The 25,111-nt window shown below is 61.9% G+C and carries 27 protein-coding genes; 14 read left to right on the top strand and 13 right to left on the bottom strand.

Going from position 1 to position 25,111, the window contains the following annotated elements:
• Positions 1–12: 12 nt before the first annotated feature.
• Genes SJY08_RS01315 through SJY08_RS01325 form a run of 3 tightly spaced genes read right to left on the bottom strand, consistent with a single transcriptional unit; the run spans position 13 to position 3,111 of the window.
• The gene (locus tag SJY08_RS01315; RefSeq protein WP_377274337.1) at positions 13–1,101 is read right to left on the bottom strand and encodes a D-TA family PLP-dependent enzyme; all 1,089 of its coding nucleotides are present in this window, start codon (positions 1,099–1,101) and stop codon (positions 13–15) included.
• Positions 1,101–2,582 carry a M81 family metallopeptidase gene (locus SJY08_RS01320; RefSeq protein WP_377274339.1) on the bottom strand — a complete coding sequence of 494 codons (1,482 nt, stop codon included), beginning with the start codon at positions 2,580–2,582 and terminating at the stop codon, positions 1,101–1,103. Before SJY08_RS01320 ends, SJY08_RS01315 begins: the two co-directional genes overlap by 1 nt.
• Before the next feature lie 37 nt (positions 2,583–2,619).
• Entirely contained in the window at positions 2,620–3,111 is a 492-nt protein-coding gene (locus SJY08_RS01325; protein WP_069043269.1) for a hypothetical protein, read from the bottom strand.
• 112 nt (positions 3,112–3,223) lie between these two features.
• Here SJY08_RS01325 and SJY08_RS01330 point away from each other — a divergent pair, with 112 nt between their 5' ends.
• From SJY08_RS01330 to SJY08_RS01360, 7 genes are read left to right on the top strand one after another with little or no spacing between them, the layout of a single operon-like run.
• On the top strand, positions 3,224–3,610 hold the full coding sequence (locus SJY08_RS01330) for a RidA family protein (protein WP_054147861.1): 387 nt from the start codon (positions 3,224–3,226) through the stop codon (positions 3,608–3,610).
• 16 nt (positions 3,611–3,626) lie between these two features.
• On the top strand, positions 3,627–4,493 hold the full coding sequence (locus tag SJY08_RS01335) for a MurR/RpiR family transcriptional regulator (protein WP_153762872.1): 867 nt from the start codon (positions 3,627–3,629) through the stop codon (positions 4,491–4,493).
• Between the two features lie 31 nt (positions 4,494–4,524).
• Positions 4,525–5,301, top strand: coding sequence for an SDR family oxidoreductase (locus SJY08_RS01340; protein ID WP_377274343.1), 777 nt, complete (start codon positions 4,525–4,527; stop codon positions 5,299–5,301).
• Positions 5,302–5,326: 25 nt separating this feature from the next.
• On the top strand, positions 5,327–7,258 hold the full coding sequence (locus SJY08_RS01345) for a beta-N-acetylhexosaminidase (protein WP_377274345.1): 1,932 nt from the start codon (positions 5,327–5,329) through the stop codon (positions 7,256–7,258).
• 13 nt (positions 7,259–7,271) lie between these two features.
• A complete protein-coding gene (locus SJY08_RS01350) occupies positions 7,272–8,711 on the top strand; it encodes a M81 family metallopeptidase (protein WP_377274347.1) in 1,440 nt (479 codons plus the stop codon).
• Positions 8,712–8,770: 59 nt separating this feature from the next.
• Positions 8,771–9,982, top strand: coding sequence for an MFS transporter (locus SJY08_RS01355; protein ID WP_377274349.1), 1,212 nt, complete (start codon positions 8,771–8,773; stop codon positions 9,980–9,982).
• 9 nt (positions 9,983–9,991) lie between these two features.
• Positions 9,992–10,738, top strand: a complete 747-nt coding sequence (locus SJY08_RS01360; RefSeq protein WP_377274351.1) for a copper homeostasis protein CutC — start codon at positions 9,992–9,994, stop codon at positions 10,736–10,738.
• A 3-nt stretch (positions 10,739–10,741) separates the two neighbouring features.
• On the opposite strand, the gene SJY08_RS01365 is transcribed toward SJY08_RS01360, so the two are convergent.
• Positions 10,742–12,754: a putative bifunctional diguanylate cyclase/phosphodiesterase gene (locus tag SJY08_RS01365; RefSeq protein WP_377274353.1), complete on the bottom strand. Its 2,013-nt coding sequence runs from the start codon at positions 12,752–12,754 to the stop codon at positions 10,742–10,744.
• 176 nt (positions 12,755–12,930) lie between these two features.
• On the opposite strand from SJY08_RS01365, the gene SJY08_RS01370 reads away from it, so the two are divergent.
• Positions 12,931–13,527 carry a DUF922 domain-containing Zn-dependent protease gene (locus SJY08_RS01370; RefSeq protein WP_377274355.1) on the top strand — a complete coding sequence of 199 codons (597 nt, stop codon included), beginning with the start codon at positions 12,931–12,933 and terminating at the stop codon, positions 13,525–13,527.
• Positions 13,528–13,566: 39 nt separating this feature from the next.
• Here the strand turns inward: SJY08_RS01370 and pcaF are convergent, their stop codons facing one another.
• Genes pcaF through SJY08_RS01385 form a run of 3 tightly spaced genes read right to left on the bottom strand, consistent with a single transcriptional unit; the run spans position 13,567 to position 16,190 of the window.
• Positions 13,567–14,772 (bottom strand): 3-oxoadipyl-CoA thiolase, encoded by a 1,206-nt coding sequence (gene pcaF, locus SJY08_RS01375; RefSeq protein ID WP_377274357.1) that lies wholly within the window; start codon positions 14,770–14,772, stop codon positions 13,567–13,569.
• A gap of 12 nt (positions 14,773–14,784) precedes the next feature.
• On the bottom strand, positions 14,785–15,486 hold the full coding sequence (locus SJY08_RS01380) for a 3-oxoacid CoA-transferase subunit B (protein ID WP_377274359.1): 702 nt from the start codon (positions 15,484–15,486) through the stop codon (positions 14,785–14,787).
• Complete coding sequence (locus tag SJY08_RS01385; RefSeq protein ID WP_377274361.1) at positions 15,483–16,190, bottom strand: 3-oxoacid CoA-transferase subunit A; 708 nt, start codon at positions 16,188–16,190, stop codon at positions 15,483–15,485. The genes SJY08_RS01380 and SJY08_RS01385 overlap by 4 nt, the downstream gene beginning before the upstream one ends.
• A gap of 142 nt (positions 16,191–16,332) precedes the next feature.
• Between SJY08_RS01385 and SJY08_RS01390 the strand changes: the two genes are divergently transcribed.
• The gene (locus tag SJY08_RS01390; protein ID WP_300888134.1) at positions 16,333–17,088 is read left to right on the top strand and encodes an IclR family transcriptional regulator; all 756 of its coding nucleotides are present in this window, start codon (positions 16,333–16,335) and stop codon (positions 17,086–17,088) included.
• Positions 17,089–17,091: 3 nt separating this feature from the next.
• Here the strand turns inward: SJY08_RS01390 and pcaQ are convergent, their stop codons facing one another.
• A complete protein-coding gene (pcaQ, locus tag SJY08_RS01395; protein ID WP_300887800.1) occupies positions 17,092–18,015 on the bottom strand; it encodes a pca operon transcription factor PcaQ in 924 nt (307 codons plus the stop codon).
• Positions 18,016–18,111: 96 nt separating this feature from the next.
• On the opposite strand from pcaQ, the gene pcaD reads away from it, so the two are divergent.
• From pcaD to SJY08_RS01420, 5 genes are read left to right on the top strand one after another with little or no spacing between them, the layout of a single operon-like run.
• The gene (gene pcaD, locus SJY08_RS01400) at positions 18,112–18,921 is read left to right on the top strand and encodes a 3-oxoadipate enol-lactonase (RefSeq protein WP_377274364.1); all 810 of its coding nucleotides are present in this window, start codon (positions 18,112–18,114) and stop codon (positions 18,919–18,921) included.
• Positions 18,914–19,333 (top strand): 4-carboxymuconolactone decarboxylase, encoded by a 420-nt coding sequence (gene pcaC / locus SJY08_RS01405; protein ID WP_054147873.1) that lies wholly within the window; start codon positions 18,914–18,916, stop codon positions 19,331–19,333. Before pcaD ends, pcaC begins: the two co-directional genes overlap by 8 nt.
• Positions 19,326–20,075, top strand: a complete 750-nt coding sequence (gene pcaH / locus SJY08_RS01410) for a protocatechuate 3,4-dioxygenase subunit beta (RefSeq protein WP_377274366.1) — start codon at positions 19,326–19,328, stop codon at positions 20,073–20,075. The genes pcaC and pcaH overlap by 8 nt, the downstream gene beginning before the upstream one ends.
• Complete coding sequence (gene pcaG / locus SJY08_RS01415) at positions 20,075–20,689, top strand: protocatechuate 3,4-dioxygenase subunit alpha (protein WP_377274368.1); 615 nt, start codon at positions 20,075–20,077, stop codon at positions 20,687–20,689. Before pcaH ends, pcaG begins: the two co-directional genes overlap by 1 nt.
• Before the next feature lie 19 nt (positions 20,690–20,708).
• On the top strand, positions 20,709–21,758 hold the full coding sequence (locus SJY08_RS01420; RefSeq protein ID WP_377274370.1) for a 3-carboxy-cis,cis-muconate cycloisomerase: 1,050 nt from the start codon (positions 20,709–20,711) through the stop codon (positions 21,756–21,758).
• On the opposite strand, the gene SJY08_RS01425 is transcribed toward SJY08_RS01420, so the two are convergent.
• The 5 genes from SJY08_RS01425 to SJY08_RS01445 form a co-directional block, all read right to left on the bottom strand.
• Positions 21,759–21,953: a zf-HC2 domain-containing protein gene (locus SJY08_RS01425; protein WP_069043282.1), complete on the bottom strand. Its 195-nt coding sequence runs from the start codon at positions 21,951–21,953 to the stop codon at positions 21,759–21,761. It lies immediately after the preceding gene.
• The gene (locus SJY08_RS01430; protein WP_171901594.1) at positions 21,950–22,573 is read right to left on the bottom strand and encodes a sigma-70 family RNA polymerase sigma factor; all 624 of its coding nucleotides are present in this window, start codon (positions 22,571–22,573) and stop codon (positions 21,950–21,952) included. The genes SJY08_RS01425 and SJY08_RS01430 overlap by 4 nt, the downstream gene beginning before the upstream one ends.
• Before the next feature lie 117 nt (positions 22,574–22,690).
• Positions 22,691–23,122 carry a DUF3429 domain-containing protein gene (locus SJY08_RS01435; RefSeq protein ID WP_153762859.1) on the bottom strand — a complete coding sequence of 144 codons (432 nt, stop codon included), beginning with the start codon at positions 23,120–23,122 and terminating at the stop codon, positions 22,691–22,693.
• 3 nt (positions 23,123–23,125) lie between these two features.
• Positions 23,126–24,115: an NAD(P)/FAD-dependent oxidoreductase gene (locus SJY08_RS01440; protein ID WP_377274373.1), complete on the bottom strand. Its 990-nt coding sequence runs from the start codon at positions 24,113–24,115 to the stop codon at positions 23,126–23,128.
• 36 nt (positions 24,116–24,151) lie between these two features.
• The gene (locus tag SJY08_RS01445) at positions 24,152–25,057 is read right to left on the bottom strand and encodes a LysR family transcriptional regulator (RefSeq protein WP_377274375.1); all 906 of its coding nucleotides are present in this window, start codon (positions 25,055–25,057) and stop codon (positions 24,152–24,154) included.
• Between the last annotated feature and the right edge of the window lie 54 nt (positions 25,058–25,111).

Below are 25,111 nucleotides of genomic sequence, written 5' to 3' on the forward strand. Positions count from 1 at the left end.
AGGTGCAACCCGTTACCAGACCAAACCGCGGGCTGCGACCTCTTCCACACGGGTGACGATGCCGTCGCGGTGGAAGGTCATGATATCGAAGAGGTTCGAGACCACGCAGGTGTGGTTGGGGATGATCCTGACCTTTTCGCCGATCTCCGGCCGCCGTCCCTCAACCTTCGACAGGTCGACCGTGCCGTGCTCCTCGGAAAGACCTGTAATGACCGCGTCTGGATACTCGACGATCATGCCGTAGTCGGAGAAGCCGAGGAGGTCCGAGGTGAGCGCCTTGGAGCCTGAATCAAGGATGGCGCGATCCTTGGTCGGGCGTGAAACAACGGTGGCCAGGATGTGCATGGCACAGTCGTCGAGACTGCAGTGACCCGAGCGGGCCATGGCACGATCGTTGTAGACATAGGTGCCGGCGCGGTGCTCGGTCGCCGATGTCACCTTGTGGGCGGAGAAGAGGCTGGGCGTGCCGCCATTGGAGACGATGGGGCAGGCAATGCCACGGGCCGCGAGGCCGGCGATCGTGGTCGCGAAGAATGCCTCGACGGCTTCCTCGGTGTCGGCCTTGGGGTAAGTCAGGATACCGCCAAAGGTGAGGCCGGGGGCGGCGACGATTGTCTCGGCAAGTGCTACTGCCGCTTCAGGACTCTGGACGCCACAGCGTTCGCCGCCCGTGTCGCATTCAACGAGAACCGTGAGCGGCTGCGTCTGTGAGAAAGCGCAGGATAGACCGCGCACGGTGGTCTCGCTGTCCGCGACGACCTTCAGGCCCGAAATGCGGGCGTTCAGATCGACGAGACGCTTGTGCTTCTCGCTGCCGAGAATGTTGAAGGTGATCAGCAGGTCTTCAAATCCGTGATCGGCGAAGATCTCGGCTTCGGTGATCTTCTGGCAGTTGATGCCCTTCGCCCCCGCCTTCACCTGTTCTGCAGCGATCTCAGGGATCTTGTGGGTCTTGATGTGCGGACGGAAGGCGAGGCCATGGCTGTTCATGTAGGTCTGGACGCGGGCGATGTTGGCGGCGAGCTTCTGTTCGTCGATCAGTGGAAGCGGGGTCGAGAGTTCTGATATCGACTGGCCGGGCTTTGGGCGCGGGAGTTCCATCAGGCGGCCTCGCTGCCTTCGGGCGTCTCGTGCGGATTGGCCATGATCGGCCAGATATCGCGGCGCACATGGCGATAGGCGGTCTTGGCCGGATTGTTGGGATAGGGGGTGCCAGCGGCGCAGTAGAGAATTTCCGCGGCGATCTGCGAGAAGGCCGCATAGAAGTGGTTGGTCGACTTGATGACGAGGAGATGTTTGCTCGTCGGGTCGATGCCGAGTGCCGTGAAAAGCGAGGGGTCGTAGCTCTGGACGCGGACCGAGCTCAGGATGATGTCGATGCCCTCAAGCCGGATATGGGCGGCATCGCCAAAGGGGGCGATGCTGTCGCCGAAGCGCATTTCGGCATTGGCTACGACCTTGACGACCTCCACCAGGCCGTCGATCGGATGACCGGTGCCGGGGGCTGATTTCGCGCCGAACCGCAAGGGGATTTGCGCACCTTCGCCGGCTGCCATGCAGATCTGCACCGCAATCGGATCCCAGATCATGCCGACCGCGGCGTTGGTGACACCACGCGCCAGCATCTCCTCCAGGATTACGGTCGCGTCTCCCGCCGTTCCGCCACCCGGGTTGTCCCACATGTCGGCGATGACGACGGGGCCTTCAGGGTAGGCGAGCGCCTGGTCGAGCGCTGTCTTGTCGTCGATCTGCGGCATCATGAAGGTGCCGCGCTTTGCAAAAAGCTCAAGACCCAGGTCGCGGGCGAGCATCGCGCCTTTGTCGGCATTGCCGTTGGTCACCGCGATCGTCTTGGTGCCCATTTCAGGCACGTCGCCGGCCATGAAGCCATGAATGACAGAGAGCGACAAAACATCTACATCCACCTTTTCGATGGCCATAAGTCTGTCAACAAAGCTGCGCATAGGCTCGCGCGAGGTCGGGAAGATATCGATCATCCGGCAGTCGAAGACCGACATGACCGGCTTGACGCGGCCTTCCAGCGTGTCGACTGCGATACGCCAGAGATCTTCGGCGCGGTCGACGAAATCCGTATGCGGGAATTCCTTGAAGACGACGAAGAAATCGGCGGCAGCGACACGTTTTGCCGTCAGGTGGCTGTGTGGATCGAGTTCTGCGCAGAGCAGGATGTCCTGGCCTATGATCTCGCGGATGCGTGTCAAGAGATCGCCTTCCGGGTCGAGGTAACCGTCGGCCACCATCGCGCCATGCAGGCCGAGCACGACAGCATCGACGGGCATGGCTGCGCGCAGCTGGTCGAGGATCTCATCGCGAAGGCTCTCAAAGGTCTGCCGGTTGACGAGACCTGCCGGATCCGCCCAGGTCGCGGTGCCCTCTATCAGCGTCCAGCCCTTGTCAGTGCAGACCTTGCGGCCGACTGTGATCGGCGCGGTGCACAGCGTGGGGGTCGCGGGATGTTGTCCCGGAGGTGCATAGAGCGAATCCTCGAAGGCGCGCCGGTCGATGCAGATCGGGGAGAAGGTGTTCGTTTCCGTTGCAAGCGCGGCGGTGAATATGCGCAAAGGCTGACCTCCGGGGTCTTGAGGGTTTGAGAGCGGTTCAGCGCTTGCCCATCGGATTGGGCAGATAACCGGTAAAGCCGGAGATTTTCCAGCGGCCTTCATGCAGGCGGCAATAATAGAGCGTCTGCCAGCGCATGACGTCGAGTGTGCCATCCGTCTTCTTGATGCCGCCGTCGAACTTCTTGCGTACGAGCGCCGTCTCGCCTGAAATCTCGATCTCTTCCAGCGTCGTCGTGGTGAAGATCGCGGTGCGCGGGTCCTCGCCATAGGTCTGGGCAGCGAAGTCCTTGGCCTGCTTCAGCCACTCGTCGCGATAGGCGGGAAGATTGGGGAAGGCGAGCGTCCACTTGTCCGGATCTTCTTCGCGATTGCCGCTGATGCCGATGAAGCCGTCTTCGACGAAGTCCTGGGCGACCATGCTCCAGTCGGCGGCGAGAAAGGCATCGATATCGCGGGGGACAAGCATCTCCCAGATCGAGTGGCGGGCTTCGTCCGTTGCCGGAAACGGATTGTGGAATGGGTCGCGCATTTCTTCCCCGTTTTTAAATTCTTTTCATGAATGTCGATTTTGTCTGGTCAAAATCCGTTTTTTGTGGTCGCTTGTCAACGATCGAAGAAAATAATTTGCACGAGGGGTGTCCATGACGATCAAGCGTTACGGGGCCGAGAAGGCAGGTGCGGGTGGCCAGCGGCTGCCGTTCGCCCGCGCCGTCGAGGCCGATGGCTGGCTCTATGTCTCCGGCCAGGTGGCTATGGAAGATGGTGAGATCATCCCGGGCGGCATCATCGAGCAGACCCACAAGACGATCGCCAATGTCATCGCCATTCTTGAAGAGGCAGGTTACGGCCTCGAGCATGTCGTGCGCTGTGGTGTGTGGCTCGATGACCCCCGCGACTTCTGGACCTTCAACAAGATCTACCAGCAGTATTTCGGCGAGCACCCGCCGGCGCGGGCCTGTGTTCAGGCCTCGATGATGGTTGATTGCAAGGTTGAGATCGACTGCGTAGCCTTCAAGCCTTCGAAGTAACAGAGAGGGCAAGGCATTGGATATCTTCGCGCGCATTCAGGAAGAGGCAGGGCAGTTTTCGGCCTCCGAGCAACGCATAGCGGATATCCTGCTCAATTCCTTCGACTTTGCGGTCAATGCCTCGATCATCGAACTTGCCGAGAAGGCAGAGGTCTCACCGCCCACGGTGACGCGCTTCTGCCGCCGTCTCGGCTGCCAGAACTTCGCCGATTTCAAGGTGAGCCTGGCGCGCACGGCCTATGTCGGGGTGCGCTATCTCAACCCGGAGGCCCAGAGCACTGAGCCGGCCGACGTGGCGAGTGATGTGATCACCAAGGCGCAGAACGCCATGTTCATGGTGCATCGGGCGCTCGATCCTGTCATCCTCGACAAGGTGGCGGACCGGCTGGCGCGGGCAGAGATGGTCTATGCCTTCGGCTCCGGGGGCAATTCCTCTATGATCTCGGGCGAGATCCAGAACCGCCTGTTTCGTCTGGGGTCGCGGGTCACGGCCTCGGCCGATCACAACATGCAGCTCATGCTGACGGCGGCTGCGCGCTCCAACGACGTTTTGATCGGCTCCTCGTTTTCGGGGCGCAACTCCGAACTGGTGAAGTGCTTCAAGCTTGCGCGCGAGAACGGCATCACCACGATCGCGCTCACCCAGAGCAACAGCCTGGTGGCCGAAGCGTCCGAACTCGTCATCGGCATCGACCTGCCGGAGGGTGAAAACATCTTCCGGCCGACCTCGACGCGCTTTGCCTATCTCGCGGTCGTCGACGTGATCGCGAGCCTGGTTGCCTATCGCAATCGCAAGCAGTCGCAAGTGACGCTGCGCCATATCAAGCAACAGCTGGTCGAACACCGCGATGGCGGGGACGACCGGCAACTTCTCGGAGACTGAGCCATGTCCGCATCGATGTCGGAGATCCGCCGTGACGCATAAGGTTGCCGTCGTAACGGGTGCTGCCGGAGATATTGGTCGGGCGATCGCCAAGCGTCTGGCCGACAGCCATGACGTCGTCGTGCTGCTCGATCTGGATTCTGCTGCATTGGACAAGGCAATCGTTGAGCTCGGAAGCGATCCGCGTTTCGTGCCGCTCACCTCCGATGTGACGGACGAGACGGATCTCGCCGAGACCGCTGCTCGCGTGGCCGGCCATGGCCTCGTCCATACGCTGGTCAACAATGCCGGTGCGGCGCGGGCCGTCAGCCTCGGCGATACCGATGGCGAGATCTGGCGCAAGGACAATGCGCTCAATCTCGAAGCGCCCTTCCTCTGCTTCCGCGCGTTTGAGGAGGCGCTGAAGGCGTCCAAAGGGGCGCTCGTCAACATTTCCTCGGTCAATGGCATGGCCGTCTTCGGTCATCCTGCCTATAGCGCCGCCAAGGCCGGGCTCATCCACCTGACGAAGCTGATTGCCGTCGAATACGGCAAATACGGCATCCGCGCGAATGCGGTGGCACCCGGCACCGTGCGCACCCAGGCCTGGGAGGCGCGCGCTGCCGCCAATCCGCAAGTCTTCGAGGAAGCCAAGCGCTGGTATGCGCTGCGCCGGATCGCGACTGCGGAAGACATTGCCAATGCGGTGTTCTTCCTCTCGAGCGATCAGGCAGCGGCCATTACGGGCGTGTGCCTGCCCGTCGATTGCGGGCTGACGGCCGGTCAGGCCGAGCTCGCGCGAACCTTCTCGCAATCCGACAATTATTGATATCGTAAAGCCCGGAGCATTCCCCATGGCAACAGAAGTCCAGTTCCGCCTCGAAAACGCGTGGCATCCGGTGGAGGGCGACGCTTGCGGCGCCTTCGTCTTCACGCTGGTCAATCTCTCCGATGTCGCACTTGCCGATTTCAAGCTCGCCTATACGTCGCTGACCCGCGTCAAGGACACCGAAGAGCCGATCCTCGAGAATGCCGTGTTCCTGAAGCGCAATGCCAATTTCCACCAGTTCGCGCCGCCGGCCGGCTTCGTACTGCAGCCGGGTGCCTCCTGGACATTCCGGGTCGGTGGCCTCTGGCGCCCAGCCAAGCATCGGACGGATGGGGCGAAGTCCGCCTACATCACGCTCTCGACCGGCCAGCATGCGGCCGTTGCGGTCGCGGATTTGATGCTCGGCGGAGGCAACAGCGCCCCGCCTCCGGCCTTGTTGCCCGAGGGCAAGGTGTCCCAGCCCTTTGCCATGCTGCCCTGGCCGGCATCGGCCGAGCTGGTGGCTGGAGAAGGCTTCCCCGTCGCGCTTTATCCGGCAGAAGGCGCCTCGCTGGTTGAACTGCGCGCCGTCGAGAACGTGCTGCGTCTCTTCTGCCGCCTCTTCGCGGTCGGCCATGCGCCGCTGTCGCTGGCACCTGTGCATCAGGGGCGGGCGATCGTCCTCAAGTCCGACGAAGCGCTTGGCGCCTCCGCCTATCGGCTGGACTTTGCCGCTGATGGTATCACGCTCGCCTATGGCGATGTCGCGGGCCTGCAATATGCGCTGACCCTGCTCTCGCAGACGCTGCACGGTGCGCGCACGCAGCCGGAGACGTTCCGTTTCCCGATTTCCGGCACCATCACGGACAAGCCGCGCTACGACTGGCGTGGTTGCCATCTCGATGTCTCCCGCCAGTTCTTCCCCGTTGCCGACGTCAAACGTTTGATCGACATCCTCGCCTGGTTCCGGATGAATACCTTCCACTGGCATCTGTCCGACGACGAAGCCTGGCGCCTGGAAATCAAGGCCTTCCCGCAGCTCACGACCCTTGGCGTGTTGCGCGGCCCGGACGAACCGCTACTGCCGCAACTCGGCAATGGAGCCGAGCCTGTCGGTGGTTTCTACGCTCAGGACGAGGTCCGCGACATCGTCGCCCATGCCGCCGCCCTCCAGGTCGAGGTGGTTCCGGAGATCGATATCCCTGGCCACAGCACGGCGATGCTGGTGGCACTGCCGGAACTGGTCGATGGGCAGGAAGCACCGGACAGCTATCGCTCGGTCCAGGGCTATCCGAACAACGCGCTGAACCCGGCGATCGAATACACCTACGAGGTGCTGGGCAAGGTCTTCGACGAGATGGTGGAGCTTTTCCCGTCGAAGCTCATCCATATCGGGGGCGACGAAGTGGCGGCCAATACGTGGATGGCTTCGCCGCTCGCTCGAAAGCTGATGGAGCAGGAGGGCATAGAGGGCACTTTCGGGCTGCAGAGCCATTTCATGAAGCGCATCCAGAAGATGCTGGCCGAGCGCGGCCGCAAGCTCGCCGGCTGGGACGAGGTCAGCCATGGCGGGGGCGTCGATCCCGAGGGCACGTTGCTGATGGCTTGGCAGAAGCCTGAGGTCGGGCTGGAACTCGCCAAGGCAGGCTACGACGTCGTCATGACGCCGGGCCAGGCCTATTATCTGGACATGGTGCAGGACGAGGCCTTCCAGGAGCCAGGCGCCAGCTGGGCCGGCACCGTGCCGCCGCACCACACTTATACCTATGAGGCGGTCGCCGAGTTTCCAGCCGAACTTGCGGCCCGTATGCGCGGCGTGCAGGCCTGCATCTGGTGCGAACACTTCCTGACCCGCGATTACTTCAACCACCTCGTCTTCCCGCGTCTTCCGGCCATCGCCGAGGCCGCCTGGACGGCGAAGGAGAACAAGGACTGGCTGCGGTTTGCCGCCATCGTTCGTCTGAGCCCCCGCTACTGAGGATCTGAGGCCTATGACCTTCCGCATCGCCGTTGGCGGTATCCATACCGAATGCTCGACCTCGTCTCCCGTGCTGATGCAGCCCGAGGATTTTCGGGTGCTGCGCGGGGCGGAGCTGCTGGCGCATGAGTATTTCGACTTCCTCGATGCCGATGATATCGAGCATCTGCCGCTGCTGCATGCCCGTGCCGTTCCCGGTGGGCCCCTGGCGCGTGCCACCTATGAGGGTTTCAAGGCAGAGTTCCTTGAGCGGCTGCAGGCCACACTGCCGATCGATGGGCTCTATCTCGCCATGCATGGCGCGATGAATGTCGAGGGCATGGATGATGCCGAGGGGGACTGGATTTCGGCGGCACGCGCAGTCGTCGGGCCCGACGTGCCGGTGGCGGCGAGCTACGACCTGCATGGCAATGTCACGCAGAAGATCGTCGATCAGCTGGATATCTTTGCCGGTTATCGGACAGCGCCGCATATCGATGTGCGGGAGACCATGGTTCGTGCCTGGTCGATGCTGGTTCGGGCGCTGAAGACCGGCGAGAAGCCGGGCGTTGCCTGGGCGCCGGTGCCGGTTCTTCTGCCCGGTGAACGGACGTCAACCGAAGACGAGCCGGCAAAGAGCCTTTATCTGAAGCTTCCGGAACACGACGCCGTTCCCGGTGTCTGGGATGCCAACCTGATGGTGGGCTATGTGTGGGCTGACGAGCCGCGCGGCACGGCCTGCGCCGTCGTGACGGCTGTCGACAAGGCTGCGGCGGAGAAGGTCGCGGCTGCCATTGCCCAGTCCTACTGGGATGCCCGCGAAGACTTCCGCTTTGGACCGGTTACGGGTCCGCTTTCGGAGATGCTCGACATCGCTGAACGCACCGAGACACTGCCGATCATCCTCGCCGATTCCGGCGATAACCCGACCGGGGGTGGTGTCGGCGACCGGGCGGATGTGCTCAAGGCGCTTCTGGCGCGGTCGATCGATGACGTGCTGATCGCCGGAGTTACCGACCGTCCCGCCGTCGAACGCTGCTTTGCAGCCGGCGCCGGTGCACGGGTTTCGTTGAAGGTTGGCGGCTCTCTCGATCCTGCAAGCCCTTCCGTCGAGGTGGAGGCGGATGTCGTGTTTCTCGACGATCCCGGCTCGGCGGGCGAGAGGCAGGCCGTCGTCAAGATCGGCGCCATCACGCTGGTGCTCGCAGCGCGGCGTCGGCCCTATCACAACATCGCGGATTTTACTCGGCTTGGGCTCGATCCGACCACAGTGCGGCTGCTTGTCGTCAAGTCCGGCTATCTCTCGCCCGAGCTTGCGCCGATCGCCAATCCCAACCTGATGGCGCTGACGGATGGTGTGATCAACCAGGACATCGAGAACCTGCCGAGCCATCGCCGTCATCAGCCCAGCTATCCCTTCGCCAAGGATTTCAGCTATACGGCAAAGGTGTTCTTTTCGACGCGATTCCCTTGAGACATTGATGTCGGTGCCGCCCTGCCGGCGGCACGATCCCCAACCCGATTGTACCCTTGATGTTGTCCTCCTTTTCGGTGGTCTATCGCCACAAGCCGATCCGGATCAGTGCGGCCGCGATCTTCTTTTTCGGCTTTTCCGGCGCCGCGACGTCGCCTTACATGTCGCTGATCGGCATCCGTGAACTCGGACTGTCGGACGCCGTCTATTCGGTGCTGATCTTCCTGGCTGCTGTGGTGAATGTCAGCGCCAGCGTGACCGCCGGGATCATTGCGGACAGGCTAGGCCATTTTCGCTCGCCGATGATCCTGGCCGCCATCTTCGGCATTATCGGCTTCGGGCTGGTCTATGTGGTGCCAACGCCAGTGATGTTTGCGATCGCGACGCTGGTGTTGATCCCGGTGTTCGGCACGATCAATTCGCTGATCTTCGCCAATATCCGCGCGGTTTCCTCCGGTATGGCAGTGCGCGAGTTGATGGCGGTGAACTCTGCTGTTCGTGCCATCCTATCCGCCTCCTGGGTGCTGGTGCCCGGGATCGTCGGTGCTCTTTTGATCGGGCAGCCGAGCATGCTGCCGGCCTTTCTTCTGGCGAGCCTCGCCTGTGTCGTCTGCCTCCTGCTCTTCGTCTTCGGGCTTGAGCAACTGCCGCCGGTGCAGGAGGGGGAGCGGCAGCACTACTCCTTCTTCCGCTCCATCCGGCAGATCGGTTCGGCAAGCGTGTTGCCACGGCTTCTGGCGATTTCGCTGATCTCGGCGATGCTGCATGCCAATGGCACAGTCCTCCCCTTGATCGTCACCGGCAAGGCCGGCGGAACACCGGCGGATGTCGGCGTGATCGTCGGCATCGTCGCCTTTCTCGAGATCATCTTCATCCTCTTCTGGGGATGGGTCGAAGCCAGAACCTCGATCCTCTTCGCCATGGTCACGGCAGCGCTGATCTATTGCAGCTATCTCGTCTTCCTCGGCCTCGCCGACCGTCCCATGGACGTCTATTTGCTCACGGTCGTTGCAGGCCTTGGGGCGGCCGGCATCATCGCGATCCCGATCACCTATCTGCAGAACCTGATCGCTGACCGGGCCGGTCTCGGCAGCTCGCTGATTGCGGTCAACATTTTCCTCAGCGGTGGAATGGCCTCGCTGATGTTTGCGCTGGGCACCAGCATAAGCGACTATGCGGGTACGGCGATCATCGCGTCGATTGCGGGCTTTGTCGGCGTCGGTCTCTTGTGGGTGCTCGACAGGACGCCTCGCGTAAAGATGGAAGGTTGAGGGAGGAGCATGGTGATATCTCGGCAGGAAGCCCCCGGACCGCTGCTCGAAATCTGCGTCGATGACGTTGCGGGTCTCGAGGCTGCCATTGTCGGTGGGGCAGACCGTATTGAGCTTTGCTCTGCGCTCGGCTCGGGCGGCCTGACACCGTCTCGTGGGTTCATGGCTGTTGCAGCCAAGGCATCCATTCCTGTCCATGCGCTGATCCGCCCGCGCGCCGGAGACTTCACCTATTCCGAGACCGAAATCTCGGTCATGGAGTCCGATATAGCCGCCGCGCGCGAGGCGGGGCTCGCCGGTGTGGTGATCGGTGCGACCACCGCCGAAGCGACGCTCGATGTCGACGTCATGCGACGCCTTGCAAGAGTTGCGGAAGGGCTCGACTTAACGCTTCATCGGGCAATCGATGTGGTCGCGGACATGGGCGCCGCGCTTGATCTGGCAATCTCGCTCGGCTTTTCGCGAATCCTGACATCCGGAGGCGCTCGGCACGCCGAAGAGGGGATCGAAAAGCTCGCAAGGCTGGCGAGCCGAAGCGCTGGCCGCATCTCCATCATGCCGGGAGGCGGAGTCCGACCGCAGAATGCGTCACGTCTGTTGGCGGTGCCCGGAATTCGGGAGCTGCATGCCTCGTGCAGTCAGGCGGCAGCCAGCGAGGCGCGTCTGGTCGAGCTTGGCTTCGCCACGGAAACCTCGCGGCGGACGGATGCAGACACCGTGCGTGCCCTGAAGGCACTGATGCGCAGCGGCCTCTAGTTTTCAGGATGCGAGGGCCTGAGCGTCCTGCAGGGCGAGCCGCTTCAGCGTTTCCTCTGCTGTCATGGGCTTGCCGAAATAATAGCCCTGGACCGCTCGGACACCGAGGTTTTCGAGGATGCGCAGCTCCTCTTCGGTTTCGACGCCCTCTACGATCGCTTCCAGCTCCATCTCGTAGCACAGCGCCAGCACCGACTTGACAATGTTGAAGCTTGTGCGGCGGGTGTGAATGTTGCGCACGAAGCTGCCGTCGATCTTGATCTTGGTGAGCGGCAGCTTGTGCACGTGGTTCAAGCTCGAATAACCGGTGCCGAAGTCATCCAGCGAGATGCCGGCGCCGAGCTCACGCAGCATCTGGATCGACGCGCTTGCCTGCTCGAAGTCATGCATGACGGCGGTTTCAGTGATTTCGAAATTGATGCGGCGTGGGTCGAAGCCGCTCTTCAGGACAATCGAGACGATCTTCAACGTGTTCTCCGGTGACGTCAGATCGTGCGGAGAAAGGTTGAAGGAGAGATAGACGTTGTCGGGCCAGAGCGCGGCGGTCTTCAGCGCCCGCTTCAGCAGCATGCGTGTCATCAGCGTGATGCGGCCGTTGTGCTCCGCAACGGGAATGAATTCCGCAGGTGATACCTGACCGATCCGCGGGCTTTCCCAGCGGGCAAGAGCTTCGAAGCCTATGCAGACGCGCCGATCGACGCAGGTGATCGGCTGGTAAACGAGCGAAAGTTCCTTGTCGAGATCAGCGGAAACAAGGGCTTCCTCGACGATCTTCTGTCGGTTCAGTTCATTTGCCTGTATGGCATTGAAGATGACCGTGCCGGCACGATGACGCCGTTTGGCGGTATACAGAGCGTAGTCGGCGAGTTCGTAGATTTCCTGGCCGGTTGCGCCGACGTCAGGATAGAGCGCAAAGCCGACCGAGCCGGTCACCTGGACCATGCCGCTGCCAATATTGATGCGTTCGGCAATCAGTTCGCAGACCTTTTCTCCGAGCGCAACTGCATCGCTTTCGGCCACGCCGCCCTGCAGAAGCAGACCGAATTCGTCGCCGCCGAGACGGTAGACCGATAGCCGCTCGTCCGTGATCGTCGACAGGCGGTTGCTGATCTCGATCAGCACCTTGTCACCGGCCGAGTGACCGTAGAGATCGTTGACGGGCTTGAAACCGTCGAGATCGATAACACCCACAGCCAGCCTGCCATTGCTGCTGCTGGCGCGGCTGAAGGCCGTTTCGAGCATATGGAAGAAGCTGCGGCGGTTGGCGAGCAGGGTCAGGCTGTCGAGATTGGCAAGGCGCAGGTTCTCGTCCGAAAGCGCCTGCATCGCCTTGTTCTGCTCCTGGAGGGCTTGCTGCTGCAGCATCAGGACATTGCGGGATTCATGCAGTTGGCGAAAGTCGCGGTAATGCGAGACGAGGATCATGATCATCGCCATCGTCACCAGAATGACATTCACGCCGGTCGCAATGAAGGTCGGCTCTCCCGACAGGAGCATGACCACGAAAAAGGGCAGGTTGACCGTGACCGTGACGATCAGGGCTGCCGACCTCAGATGCATCAGGCAGAAGATGCAGCCGATGACGGTGATTGCCATGAAGAAGGCGACATGGGCCTTCTGGTATGGGTCGCCATAGGGCAGAAGCGAGACCGACCAAGCGGTGCAGAACACCGCGATCGGGAAGGACAGGATGTTCGTGGCCTTCAGCTGTCGATAGGCCTGTTCTGGCGTGCGCTCACGTGTGCGCCCGCGCAGCCAGATCAGCGAGCGCAGTGCAAAGAGGCTCGCCATCACCACCGGCAGATAGACGACGAGATAGTCGGGCGCCGCACCCTGATGCGTCCAGGCCAGCGAGACCATGTTGGTCGCGAGAATGAAGTACAGAAGCGGGACCTGCTTCGAAAAGGCTTCGAACTGGGCAGCGGTCAGCGCTGGATTGCCGTTCGGAACCTTGAGTAGGTCGAGCCAGCGTCCTGCATGTTTACGGATGCCCTGTGTTGTCCCCTTGTCGTTCACGCTTGCAGCTTCTCCCCGTCGCTTCAAGTCGAATAACCTATATGAGATTCCGTTAAAATTACGGAAATTGCTGATTATCAAATTCCGGCGATGCGGCGCGCTTCAGGCCAGATGCTCGTTGCAGTTCCCATGTGCCGCAGATATCAGGATTGCTGATCCAGGGAGCTTTTTTGATCGTGACAGCAAGACTTCATGCGTTTGTTGGCCTTTTCGTGGTTCTCAGTGCAGCGATGCCGGCCGCCGCTCAGGAGTGGCAGGCGACGGAAAAGGTCGATCACTATAACGTCAATGGTGCATCGCCGATGGCGCTCTACCAGTCGATCGGCGAGCGTGGCCCGAAACTGAGCCTTGGTCGCGTAATCGCCCATACGACCTTCAAGCTCACATGGCAGCGGGATTATCAACAGCAGGGGCAGGCTTGCGTTCTGGCGTCTGCCAAGCCGAGGCTTGTTATCACCTACACGCTGCCGAAGCCCGCTCAGAAGCTTTCTCCCGACTTGGCGGCAAAGTGGCAGGCCTTTTACGACGGCATCGTCGAGCACGAGAAACTGCATGGGCAGTTCATGAAGGACCTCACGCAAGCGATCCAGGATGTGTCCATCGGCTTGCGCGATGAAAACGATCCGGGCTGCAAGAAGGTCCGCGCGGCGCTGCAGGCCCAGCTGAAGCCGATATCGGATGCGCATGTGGCGCGCCATAGCGAATATGACCAGGTCGAGATGTCACCGGGAGGTGCTGTGCATCAGCTGATCCTGGCCTTCCTCAACCCTTGAAATGAAAAGGCGCCCACATGGGGCGCCTTCAATTCTCTATCAGACCCGTTCCAGGGCGATCGCGATGCCCTGGCCGACGCCGATGCACATGGTGGAGAGCGCATAGCGCCCGCCTGATACCTTCAGTTCCAGGGCTGCCGTTCCGGCGATGCGTGCGCCCGACATGCCAAGCGGATGGCCAAGCGCAATCGCGCCGCCATTGCGGTTGACGCGCGGGTCGTCGTCGGCGATGCCGAGATCGCGAAGCGTCGCAATGCCTTGGCTGGCAAAGGCCTCGTTGAGTTCGATCACGTCGATCTGCTGTTGAGTGAGACCCAGTCGGGCGAGGAGCTTTTTCGAGGCAGGGGCCGGGCCGAAGCCCATGATGCGCGGCGGAACGCCGGCCGTCGCGCCACCCAGAATGCGGGCGATGGGGTTGAGGTTATATTTCTTCACGGCGGCCTCCGAGGCGATGATCAGGGCAGCGGCCCCGTCATTGACGCCGGAGGCATTGCCGGCGGTGACGGTGGCACCTTCCATCTTGTTGACCGGCTTCAGCTTGGCGAGCGCCTCGACCGAGGTCGCGCGCGGATGTTCGTCACGGTCAACGATGACAGGGTCACCCTTGCGCTGCGGGACAGTGACGGCCACGATTTCCTTCGCCAGTCGGCCATTGGCTTGCGCTTCCGCCGCCTTGGCCTGGCTGCGCACGGCAAAGGCATCCTGGTCTTCGCGCGAGACCTTGAAGTCGATCGCCACGTTGTCGCCGGTCTCAGGCATGGAATCGACGCCGTATTGCTTCTTCATCAGTGGATTGACGAAGCGCCAGCCGATGGTGGTGTCGTAAATCTCGGCATTGCGGGAGAAGGCGGTTTCCGCCTTTGGCATGACGAAGGGCGCGCGGCTCATGCTTTCGACGCCGCCTGCAATCATCAGCTCGGCTTCCCCAGCCTTGATTGTACGCGCGGCGGTGATCACGGCATCCATGCCAGAGCCGCAGAGGCGGTTGATCGTGGTGCCGGTGACGGAGACAGGGAGACCCGCCAGCAGGGCCGACATGCGGGCAACATTGCGGTTGTCTTCGCCGGCCTGGTTGGCGCAGCCGTAGATCACGTCCTCGACGGCTTGCCAGTCGATGCCTGAATGGCGCTCCATCATCGCCTTCAGCGGAACGGCGCCGAGATCATCGGCGCGGACGGAGGAGAGCGAGCCGCCGAAACGGCCGATGGGCGTGCGGATATAGTCGCAGATAAAGGCTTCGGTCATGGCTTGTACTCCTTACAGCGCAGGCACGACGAGGTCGGCGACCGGGCCGTCAGTATGGAGCTTGGCCCCGGTCATGGCCTGCAGCTCATCCATCGTCATGGCGGCGAGCTTTTCACGAACGACGAAGCGGCCGTCGACGATGTCGATCACGGCATGGCTCGTATAGACGCGGGTGATGCAGCCGACGCCGGTCAGCGGGAAGGTGCAGCGCTCGACGAGCTTCGGCTTGCCGTCCTTGGTGACGTGTTCCGTGATGACGACGACCTGCTTTGCGCCATGCACCAGATCCATGGCGCCGCCAACGGCGGGGACGCCCTTGGAGCCGACGCGCCAGTTGGCGAGGTCGCCATTTTCGGCAACCTGATAGGCCCCGAGAATTGCGACGTCGAGATGGCCGCCGCGGACCATGGCAAAGCTGTCGGCATGGTGGAAGAAGGCGGAACCCGGCTTCAGCGTGACCGCCTTTTTGCCGGCATTGATCAGGTCCCAGTCTTCTTCGCCAGCGGGCGGGGCCTCGCCGAAGTTCAAGACGCCGTTCTCGGTGTGGAAGATCGCTTCGCGGCCTTCCGGCTGGAACTTGGCGACCATTTCCGGAAAGCCGATGCCGAGGTTCACATAGGCGCCGTCTTCGATGTCCTGGGCCGCGCGCCAGGCAATCTGGGCGTTGGAGAGCTTGATGTCCTCGCGGGTATCGATTGCAGCTGTCTCGGTCATGCGTATACCACTCCGGCCCGGATGAGCGCTTCTTCTTGTTGCGGGTTGGCGACTTCAACGACGCTATCGACAAAGATGCCGGGGGTGATCACCTGTTCCGGATCGATCTCGCCGGGCTTCACGATCTTCGAGACCTGGGCGATGGTCTTGGCGGCGGCCATGCACATCAGGGGATTGAAGTTGCGGCCGGCCATCCGGTAGGTCAGGTTGCCCATGGTGTCGCCGAGATGCGCCTTGACGATGGCAAAGTCGGCCTTCAGCCAGCGCTCCTGCACGTATTTGCGGCCATCGAACTCAGCGATCACCTTGCCGTTTGCCAGTTCCGTGCCGAAGCTCGTGGGCGTGTAGAAGGCCGGTATGCCGGCACCGCCGGCGCGGATGCGCTCGGCAAGCGTGCCCTGCGGAACGAGTTCCAGCTCGATCTCACCGGCGAGGTAGCGGTCTGTGAAGGCGCGCGGGTCGGAGGAGCGCGGGAAGGAGCATATCATTTTCTTGACCATGCCGGCATCGATCATCGCGGCAATGCCGATGCGACCATTGCCGGCATTGTTGTTGATGACCGTCAGGTTCTTCGGCCCCTTGTCGATCAGCGCATGAATGAGCTCGATCGGCGCGCCGGAGCCGCCGAAGCCTCCGATCATGACGGTTGCGCCATCGCCGATCTCGGCCACGGCATCCGCCAGGCTAGCAATTCTCTTGTCCATGGGAACTCCCGTTTCATCGAGCGCGGTCTGGCCGCTTTCTCCTGTCACCAAATATGATCGTGAAAACCTCGACAGCAAGCACTTTGTGCGATACTTGATTTTTGTTCGATAATCGCACGAATATGGGTGGTGGGCTATGGCGATCGGTGAGCGTGATCTGATGGGTGGTTTTGCCAAAGGCTTGAAGGTGCTGGAAGCTTTCGGGCCGGAGCGCCAGCGGCTCAGCATCACCGAGGCAGCCGAAACCAGCGGCCTCGACAGGGCGACGGCACGGCGTTGCCTGCTGACGCTCTCGGAGCTCGGCTATGCTGACTATGACGGCAAGTTCTTCTCGCTGACGCCGAAGATTCTCCGGGTCGGTCATGCCTGGCTTTCGGCGACGCCGCTGCCGGTTCTGCTGCAGCCGCATCTCGACCAGTTGTCGGATCGTGTCGGGCATAGCGCCTCGGCCTCCATTCTCGACAATACCGAGATCGTCTACATCGCCCGCGCTGCACAGAAGCGGGTCATGTCGATCAACCTGATGCCGGGATCGCGGCTGCCGGCCTATAGCGCTTCTATGGGGCGGGTGCTGCTGGCCGCGCTTTCGGATGCCGAGGTCGATGCCATCCTCGCCGCTTCGCAGATGAAGGCGCATACGCCCCGGACGTTGACCGATCCTCGTTTGCTGAAAGAGGAAATCGCCAAGGTGCGGCAGCAGGGATATGCAGTGATCGACCAGGAATTGGAGATCGGTCTCTGTTCGATTGCCGTTCCTGTCAGCAACGACCGGGGCCGTGTGGTGGCTGCCATCAATGTCGGCGCGCCGGCTGCAATTCTGCCCGCCGCCGATCTGGCCGCCCATTGCCTGCAGGCGATGCTGGAGATGCAGGCAAGGCTCAAGCCGCTGCTGCCCTGAGCGTCAGGCTTTTGCCGCTTCCGTTGCTGCCTCGCGGATCGTGCGCATCAGAAGCGCCAGCGGCATGGAGGGCACGGCATCTGCCCGAACCGTCAGACCGACCGGCCCCTTCGTTTCGCTGGTGTCGATCGGCAGGGCCGCCAGTGTGCCGTCGGCGAGGTCCGTTGCCACGACGCCAGCGGAGATGATCCAAACGGCATCCGTCTGGCGCACGAAAGCGCGGCCGAAGCTGTCGGACACCGTTTCGATTTGCGTGGGTATGCCGGAGATGCCGTTGGCGATCAGGAAGCGCTCGACGAAGGGGCGAATGATTGAAGCCCGTGTGGGCATCAGCACCGGATAACGCTCAAGCTCGCCGAACAGGTCGGAGCCGGCCAAGAGGAGCGAATGACCAGCGCGGACGCAGAAGATCACCTGTTCGGAATAAAGATGCTCGAAGGAGAAGCCGGTCATCTGCTCCGGTGCCGCGAGACGGCCGACGACGAGGTCGAGATCGCCGACCCGCAACTGTTCGAGCAAAACGGCGTTTTCGCCGGTGACGATCTTGATGCGGGCGGGCACGTCCTCCTTGAGGAACAAGGTCATGGCCTGCGGCATGATGCGGGTGGAGACCGTCGGCAGGGCTCCGATCCGGATCGGCGGGGCGTCGGCATGCAGGGCATGGGAGACGGAATCGAAACCCTGGCGGAGCGCGGTGAGTGCTGCACCTGCGTGCTTGAGGAAGGCTTCGCCATAGCGGGTGATGCGGATGCCGCGTCCGTCCTTTTCGAACACCGCGACGCCCAGCACTTCCTCAAGTTCCCGGATGGTCTTGGTCACCGCAGGCTGGCTGACATGCAGGAGTTCCGCCGCCTTCATCACGCTCTTCTGGCGCGAAACCTCCACGAAGGTCTGCAGATGGCGAAACTTGATCCGGTTATCGATCATGGCAAAACATAACCCTATGGTTAGGTGTTTCGTGGAAAACATCATTTTACCTAACCAAATCGCGTGAGCAATATGGTGTCAACGGAGGAGGAACCCGTGCAGTTCGTTCAGGTCAACGGCGTCAGCCTGCATCACCAGATCATTGGTGGGCCGGGCAACAAGCCGGTCATCGTCTTCATCAATTCGCTCGGAACCGATTTCCGCATCTGGCGCGACGTAATCGTCCGGCTTGCCGGTAGCTATCCTCTGCTGACCTATGACAAGCGCGGGCATGGGCTTTCGGATGTCGGGCAGGCCCCGTACTCGATCGAAGACCATGTCGATGACCTGATCGGTTTGCTGGAGCATTTGAAGGTCAGCAATACCGTCATCTGCGGGCTTTCCGTGGGCGGTCTGATTGCGCAAGGCCTCTATGCCCGCCGGCCTGATCTGGTGAGGGCGCTTATCCTCTGCGACACGGCCCACAAGATCGGGACGGCGGAGATGTGGGCTGCCCGCATCGCAGCCATCGAGGAGGATGGTTTTGAGGGCATCGTGGATGGTGTGATGGAGCGCTGGTTTACGCCGGCCTTCCGCAGCAGTGACCCGGCCTTCCCTGGCTATCGCAACATGATGCTCCGCCAGCCGGTCGACGGCTACATCGGAACATGCGCGGCGATCCGCGATGCCGATTATACCGAAGTTGTCGGTCAGATCGCTGTCCCGACGCTCTGTGTCGTCGGCGACCAGGATGGGGCGACACCACCCGATCTCGTGCTGTCGCTTGCCAAGCTCGTCCCCGGCGCGCGCTATGAAATCATCAAGGACGCCGGACACATCCCCTGTATCGAGCAACCGGAAATGCTCACCACCATCATCGAGGCCTTTCTCGCGCCCGTTATTTCAGGAGAGGCAGCCCATGGCTGATGCCCGCAGTCCTTCAGATCGCTATCGGCAGGGTATGGCGACCCGCCGCCGTGTGCTGGGTGATGCCCATGTCGATCGCGCCTCGGCGTCGGCCACGCCGTTTGATCAGCCGTTCCAGGAGATGATCACGGAGGGGGCCTGGGGCACCGTCTGGTCGCGGCCCGGCATCAGCCCGCGCGAACGCTCGATGATCACCATCGCACTGCTCGCAGCCCTTGGTCACGACGAGGAAGTCGCCATGCATGTGCGCGCCACCGCCAATACCGGGGCGAGCCGTGAGGATATCACGGAAGCGCTGATGCATGTCGCGGTCTATGCCGGCGTTCCCGCCGCCAACAGGGCTTTCAAGATCGCCAAGCACGTGTTTGATAAGCTGGATGCCGGCGAGACCGGGGGAGGGAGCCATGACTGATCTTTCGAACAAGAAGCCGGAAACGGGCGCCTTCTTTGCGCGCGACCGCAACTTGCATCCGCCCGCCTATACGCCGACCTACAAGACCTCCGTCCTGCGGTCGCCGCAGAAGGCATTGCTGTCGCTCGATGGCACCAAGTCCGAGACAACGGGCCCCGTCTTTGGCCACTCCATTCTGGGTGAGCTCGACAACGACCTGATCCACAACTTCGCCAAATCAGGCGAGAGCGCGATCGGCGAGCGCATCATCGTGCATGGGCGTGTGCTTGATGAACGCGGACGTCCTGTCCCCGGCGCGCTTATCGAGTTCTGGCAAGCCAATGCCGGTGGACGTTATCGCCACAAGAAGGAAAGCTATCTCGCAGCGCTCGATCCGAATTTCGGCGGCTGCGGGCGCACGATCACCGACGAGAACGGCTATTATGCCTTCCGCACCATCAAGCCCGGTCCTTACCCCTGGCCGAACGGGGTCAACGACTGGCGGCCGGCGCATATCCATTTCTCGATCTTCGGCCATGGCTTCTCCCAGCGCCTGATCACCCAGATGTATTTCGAGGGCGATCCGATGATCTGGAAGTGTCCGATCGTGCTGACGATCCCGGATCGTGCGGCGATCGAGCAGCTCGTCGCTGCTCTCGACTGGTCGGCGACCATCCCGATGGATGCGCGGGCCTACAAGTTCGACATCGTCTTGCGCGGACGGCGTTCGACCCTGTTCGAAAACCGGATGGAGGGAAATTGATGGTCCAGGATCTCGGTTACCTCAAGGAAAGCGCCTCGCAGACAGCAGGCCCTTACGTCCATATCGGCCTCACGCCGAACTTCGCCGACATCAAGGGCGTCTATGCTGTCGACCTCGGCACTACCATGGTCAACGACAAGACGCGCGGCGAGCGCATCACCTTGACCGGTCGTGTCATCGATGGCTCCGGTACGCCGCTCAGGGATGCGCTCATCGAAATCTGGCAGGCGGATGCCGACGGTCTTTACAACAGCCCGTCCGAAACGCGTGGCAGCGCCGATCCGAACTTCACCGGTTGGGGACGCTGCCCCTGCGATCTCACGACGGGTGAATACCGGTTCGAGACGATCAAGCCGGGCCGCCTGCCCTTCCGTGACGGACGCCTGATGGCGCCGCATATCTCCTTCTGGATCGTCGCGCGCGGCATCAATCTCGGCCTCAACACGCGCCTTTATTTCGGCGACGAAGAGGCGGCCAATGCCGAGGATCCGATCCTCGCGCGCATCGAGCACCGCGTGCGCGTGCCGACGCTGATTGCGCAGCGTGATGGTTCGACCTATCACTTCGACATCCACCTGCAGGGTGAGAAGGAGACGGTCTTCTTCGACATCTGAGAAGGGCCTCGATATCTGCATGACCGCATCTGTCTTCGACCATCCGATACTATCAGGCCTGTTGGGCGATGAGGAGATCGGCGCCCAGTTTACGGCTTCAGCCGAGCTTTCAGCCATGCTCGGTTTCGAGGTGGCACTTGCCGAGGCGGAGGCTGCGGAGGGTCTGATCCCTGCCGAGGCTTCACACGCAATCGCGGCTCTGCCGGAGGCGTTCCTCGCTGATCTTGATGCCCTGAAGCAGTCGATCGGCCGCGATGGCGTGGTCATTCCCGATCTCGTCCGGCAATGGCGGGCAGCCCTTGGTGAACACGGCAAACATCTGCATTTCGGCGCCACCAGCCAGGATGCCATCGATACCGGCCTGATGCTGCGGCTGACGACGGTGCTTTCGATCCTTGATCAACGACTGGCAGCCGTGGCCACAGCGCTCGATGCTCTGGATACGCGTTTCGGTGCCAAGCCGTTGATGGGGCGCACGCGCATGCAGGCGGCGATCCCGATCACGGTCTCCGATCGTCTGTCGAGCTGGAAGTTGCCGGTCGTCGCCCAGAAGGCCGCTGTTCAGGATATGCTGAAATCGGGTTTGCCTCTGCAACTCGGCGGGGCTGCCGGCACGCTCGAAAAGCTCGGCGATAAAGCGGTTCCCGTGCGTGCCCGGCTTGCCGATCGGCTCTCGCTCGCTGACCGCCCGCAATGGCATAGCCAGCGCGGCATCATCGCTGAACTCGGCGGTCTATTGGCTCAAACCACCGGCAGTCTCGGCAAGATTGGACAGGATCTGGCGCTGATGGCGGATAACGGCACGGCTGTGATCGGTGGCGGCGGAGCTTCTTCCGCCATGCCGCACAAGCGCAATCCGGTCAAAGCCGAAGTCCTCGTCACGCTTGCCCGGTTCAACGCCGTGCAGATCTCCGGACTGCATCAGGCGATGGTGCATGAGCAGGAGCGGTCGGGAGCTGCCTGGACACTTGAATGGATGATACTGCCGCAGATGGCGATCACGACGGGCGCTGCGACACAACTCGCAACGGATGTCCTTCAGTCGATCGAAGACCTTGGCGATCGCTGATCAGCGTTCATCCGGATCAGAGGCGTCGGTCGCGACATAGCGGCGGGTCGCCTTGCGCATCATCCCGATCTGCCGGACAAAGCCCGAGCAGGCGTCACAGCCGAAGAGATGCAGCCGCAGCCGCAAGGTCTCGCCAATCGACAGGCGTCGATCGAGTTCATCCGAGGCGAGTTTCGTGGCATTTTCGCACATCATGACAGGCTCTCCTCCGGTGCAAACCAGTGCCCTTCGAGGCAATTGCGCAGACGCAGCCTGGCGCGATGCATCAGGACATGCATGTTGGTGGTGGTGATGCCGATCTCGGCACAGATTTCTGGTGTCTCCATCTCGACGAACTCGCGCATCATGAAGACGCGGCCCTGGTCGGGGGGCAAATGATCGAGGCAGGCCTCGAAGACTCGCCAGAAATCCTTGCCCAGCAATTCTACCTCCGGATTGCCCCAATCGCTCGGCCTGTTTTCCGGCACCCAGTGGCCCTTGACGTCGAAATAGCGGGGTTCGTCTTCATCGGGGAAATGCCCGAGCGGCATCGCGATCATCTGCGATTGCTTGCGCTTGAAGCGGATCTGGTCGGCGATCTTGTTGCGCAGGATGGCAAAGACCCAGGTGCGGAAGGCGGAGCGTCCGGCAAAGGCCTTGGCGTTGCGCAGCGCACCCGCCAGCGCCTCCTGTACCGCATCTTCGGCGAGGCCGGGATCGGCAAGCTGAAGGCTCGCAAATTTTAGCATGCGCTGGCGCAGTTCCGCCATGTAAACAGCGTCGGCGAGAAAGGGCGCCGCAGCACCGTATCCGCCGATCACCTCCTCATTACCCATATTCCCCATCATGATCCCCCGGACTTCGTCCGCGCTGCCAAGATCTCGCGCGCCACACCGCACGCCCCCGTTTGTCGCGGCTTCCCGAGAGATCTTACAGCATGATACAAAAAAATCTCATGTCAGGATCATCACCACAGCATATGCGGCAATCACCAGAAGCGTGACATTGCGCCGAAGCGCCAGATACCAATCGGGTTGGTCGCCTTTGCGGTGTATGGAAAGATCGCAGGCAAGGAGCGCGAGAAACACGGCCATATGCAGCGCCATCGTCAGAGCCGGGACATAGGCGTGGAGCAGTAGCGCGCCGATGGCTGCAAGGGCCGCGACATTGCTGACGACGAGCATCAACTGTGGTTTCTCTGCCTTTATCTGTGCCTGGCTCCAGAGCGTTCCGGCCATAAAGCAGGCGATACCCGTGCCGTAGGCGACAAAGGCCTGAGCCGCGAGGGCCGGTTGGAAGCCCAGCACCTGGGCCAGCCCGAGCGCCCAGAAGGGTAGGGCGCCGGCATAAGTCAGAAGTTTGGTGAGCGCGGTGTCGCGGTACATCGGTCAGGCTCCTTGCAGACGGGCGATCAGCATTTCTGACAGGGCTCTTGCACTTTCGGCCGCCGCCTCGACGCGGTTGCCGAGGCACCAGTCGCCGCAGGCGCCGAGGCCAAGGTCATCATCGAAGAGGAAGGGTTCGCCGACTGCTTGTTCGACATTGGCGTAGCGCCAGCGGTGCAGGTCGATCCACGCGGCTGTCGACAGGTCTCGGCCGAGAAGCCGCTTGAGGGACTGGAGCATCTCGGCCTGTATCTCGCCGCGGTCGCGCTCGAGGTTGGCCTCGGCCCAATCGTTTCGGCTGTGGATGGTGAGCGCGGTCTTCTCGGATCGGCCCGGCTTGCTTGCCTCAACGGCAATCCAGCTGAGTACGGAATCTTCGATGCGCGCGGCGTCGAAGCCGAGGTCCAGCGGCACGTCGAGGCCGATCATCAGGGTGAAGCAGCCACTCATCTCCACGGTCTTCAGGGCGGCATGGGCGGAGAAAGCCTCCGGCATCAGTCGGATGGTCTGCGGAGCGGGGGCGGTGGAGATGACAAGATCGAAACGGCCAAGATCTTTGTCCTCGTTGTCGGTCAGGACCCAGCCATCCCCGGAGGCAGCAAGGCGCGCAACGGTCGCTTCCTTGCGGATCTCAAGCTCCGCGGCCAATCCGTTGGCAAAACCGCTCATGGCGGGGAGGCCAATATAGCGCGGCTCGGGAGGGCGGGTGTCAGTCACAAGGCCTTCTGCTTTCAGCGTATGAACTGCCTGTGGCCAGATGCCGGCATGACCCGCCTCCACGGCTTGTTCCGCAGCCGTCTTGAAAGACGGCGAGCGGGCGGTAAAATACTGGGCGCCATGGTCGAAGGAAAACCCTTCGCGGCGGCGGTTTGCCATCCGGCCGCCAAGGCCCCGGCTCTTTTCAAACACGGTGATGTCGGCGTGAGCGGAGAGATTGCGGCCGAGCGTGATGCCGGCAATTCCGGCTCCGATGATGGCGATGGATGTCTTCACGCGGTCCCCTTCTCAAATGCTTGATGCGCTTGAGCTTTACGTTGTTCGGGCGCCAGCGGTTTTGCCGTCCTCGCTCGCTTCGAGCAGCGGCCGGATGAGCGGGTTCGGAAAACGCCGCTTCACGGTGACGGCAAAGAAGGATTCGATCATGCCGGGCAGGGCGTCGAACTCCACCAGCGTTCCGGCTTCGAGCTCGCCCTTGACGACAATCGGCGGGAGAACGGCAAGGCCCGCCCCTTCTCGCGCCAGAAGACGCATCATCGCCATGTCATCCACCTCAGCCGCAATCTGCGGCGTGATGCCGAGGCGTGCGACGAGGGCTTCGAATTGCGAGCGCACGCCGCTTTCGAGCGTCGGCAGGATGACGGGGTGCTCGGCCAGCAGGTCGGCGAGCTTCGCGCCCGGTTTGCCATAGGACGGTTTGCCGATCAGGCTGACCCGCTGCTGATAGACATGTTGGGCGATGAAGGGTGTTACGGAATCGGCCATCGGCGCCTGGTTGAGCAGGACAATGTCGAGGTTCAACGTTTCGAGCGCGCCGAGAAGCTCGCTGGTGCTGCCCGAGCGCAAGATCATGTCGACGTCGGAGCGTCCGAGGATCGGGCGCAGGAACTCCATCTGGAAGTTGCGCGACAGGGTGGCGAGCGCGCCGATGCGGATGGCGCGGCGTGTCCTTCCTGTCTCCTTCAAGGTTTCCACAAGTTCTTCGCCGGCTGAAAAGATCGTGTCGGCATGATCGAGCGCGATGCGTCCCGCTTCCGTGAGATAGAGCTGTCGACCACGACGCTCGAAGAGAGAATGGCCCAACCGCTCCTCCAGTTGCTTGATCTGGGTCGAGAGCGCCGATTGCGACAGGTTCAGCCGCTCGGCCGTGCGGGTCAGGTTGCCGTCATGGGCAACGGCGCGGAAATAGCGGAGGTGATGATAGTTCAGCTCGGACATTATTCTATTTTATAGAACGAATTTACAGAAACAATGAATTTTTCTTGCGATCAC

The sequence above is a fragment of the Rhizobium sp. R86522 genome, assembly GCF_042466255.1.
Classification (GTDB): Bacteria; Pseudomonadota; Alphaproteobacteria; order Rhizobiales; family Rhizobiaceae; genus Allorhizobium.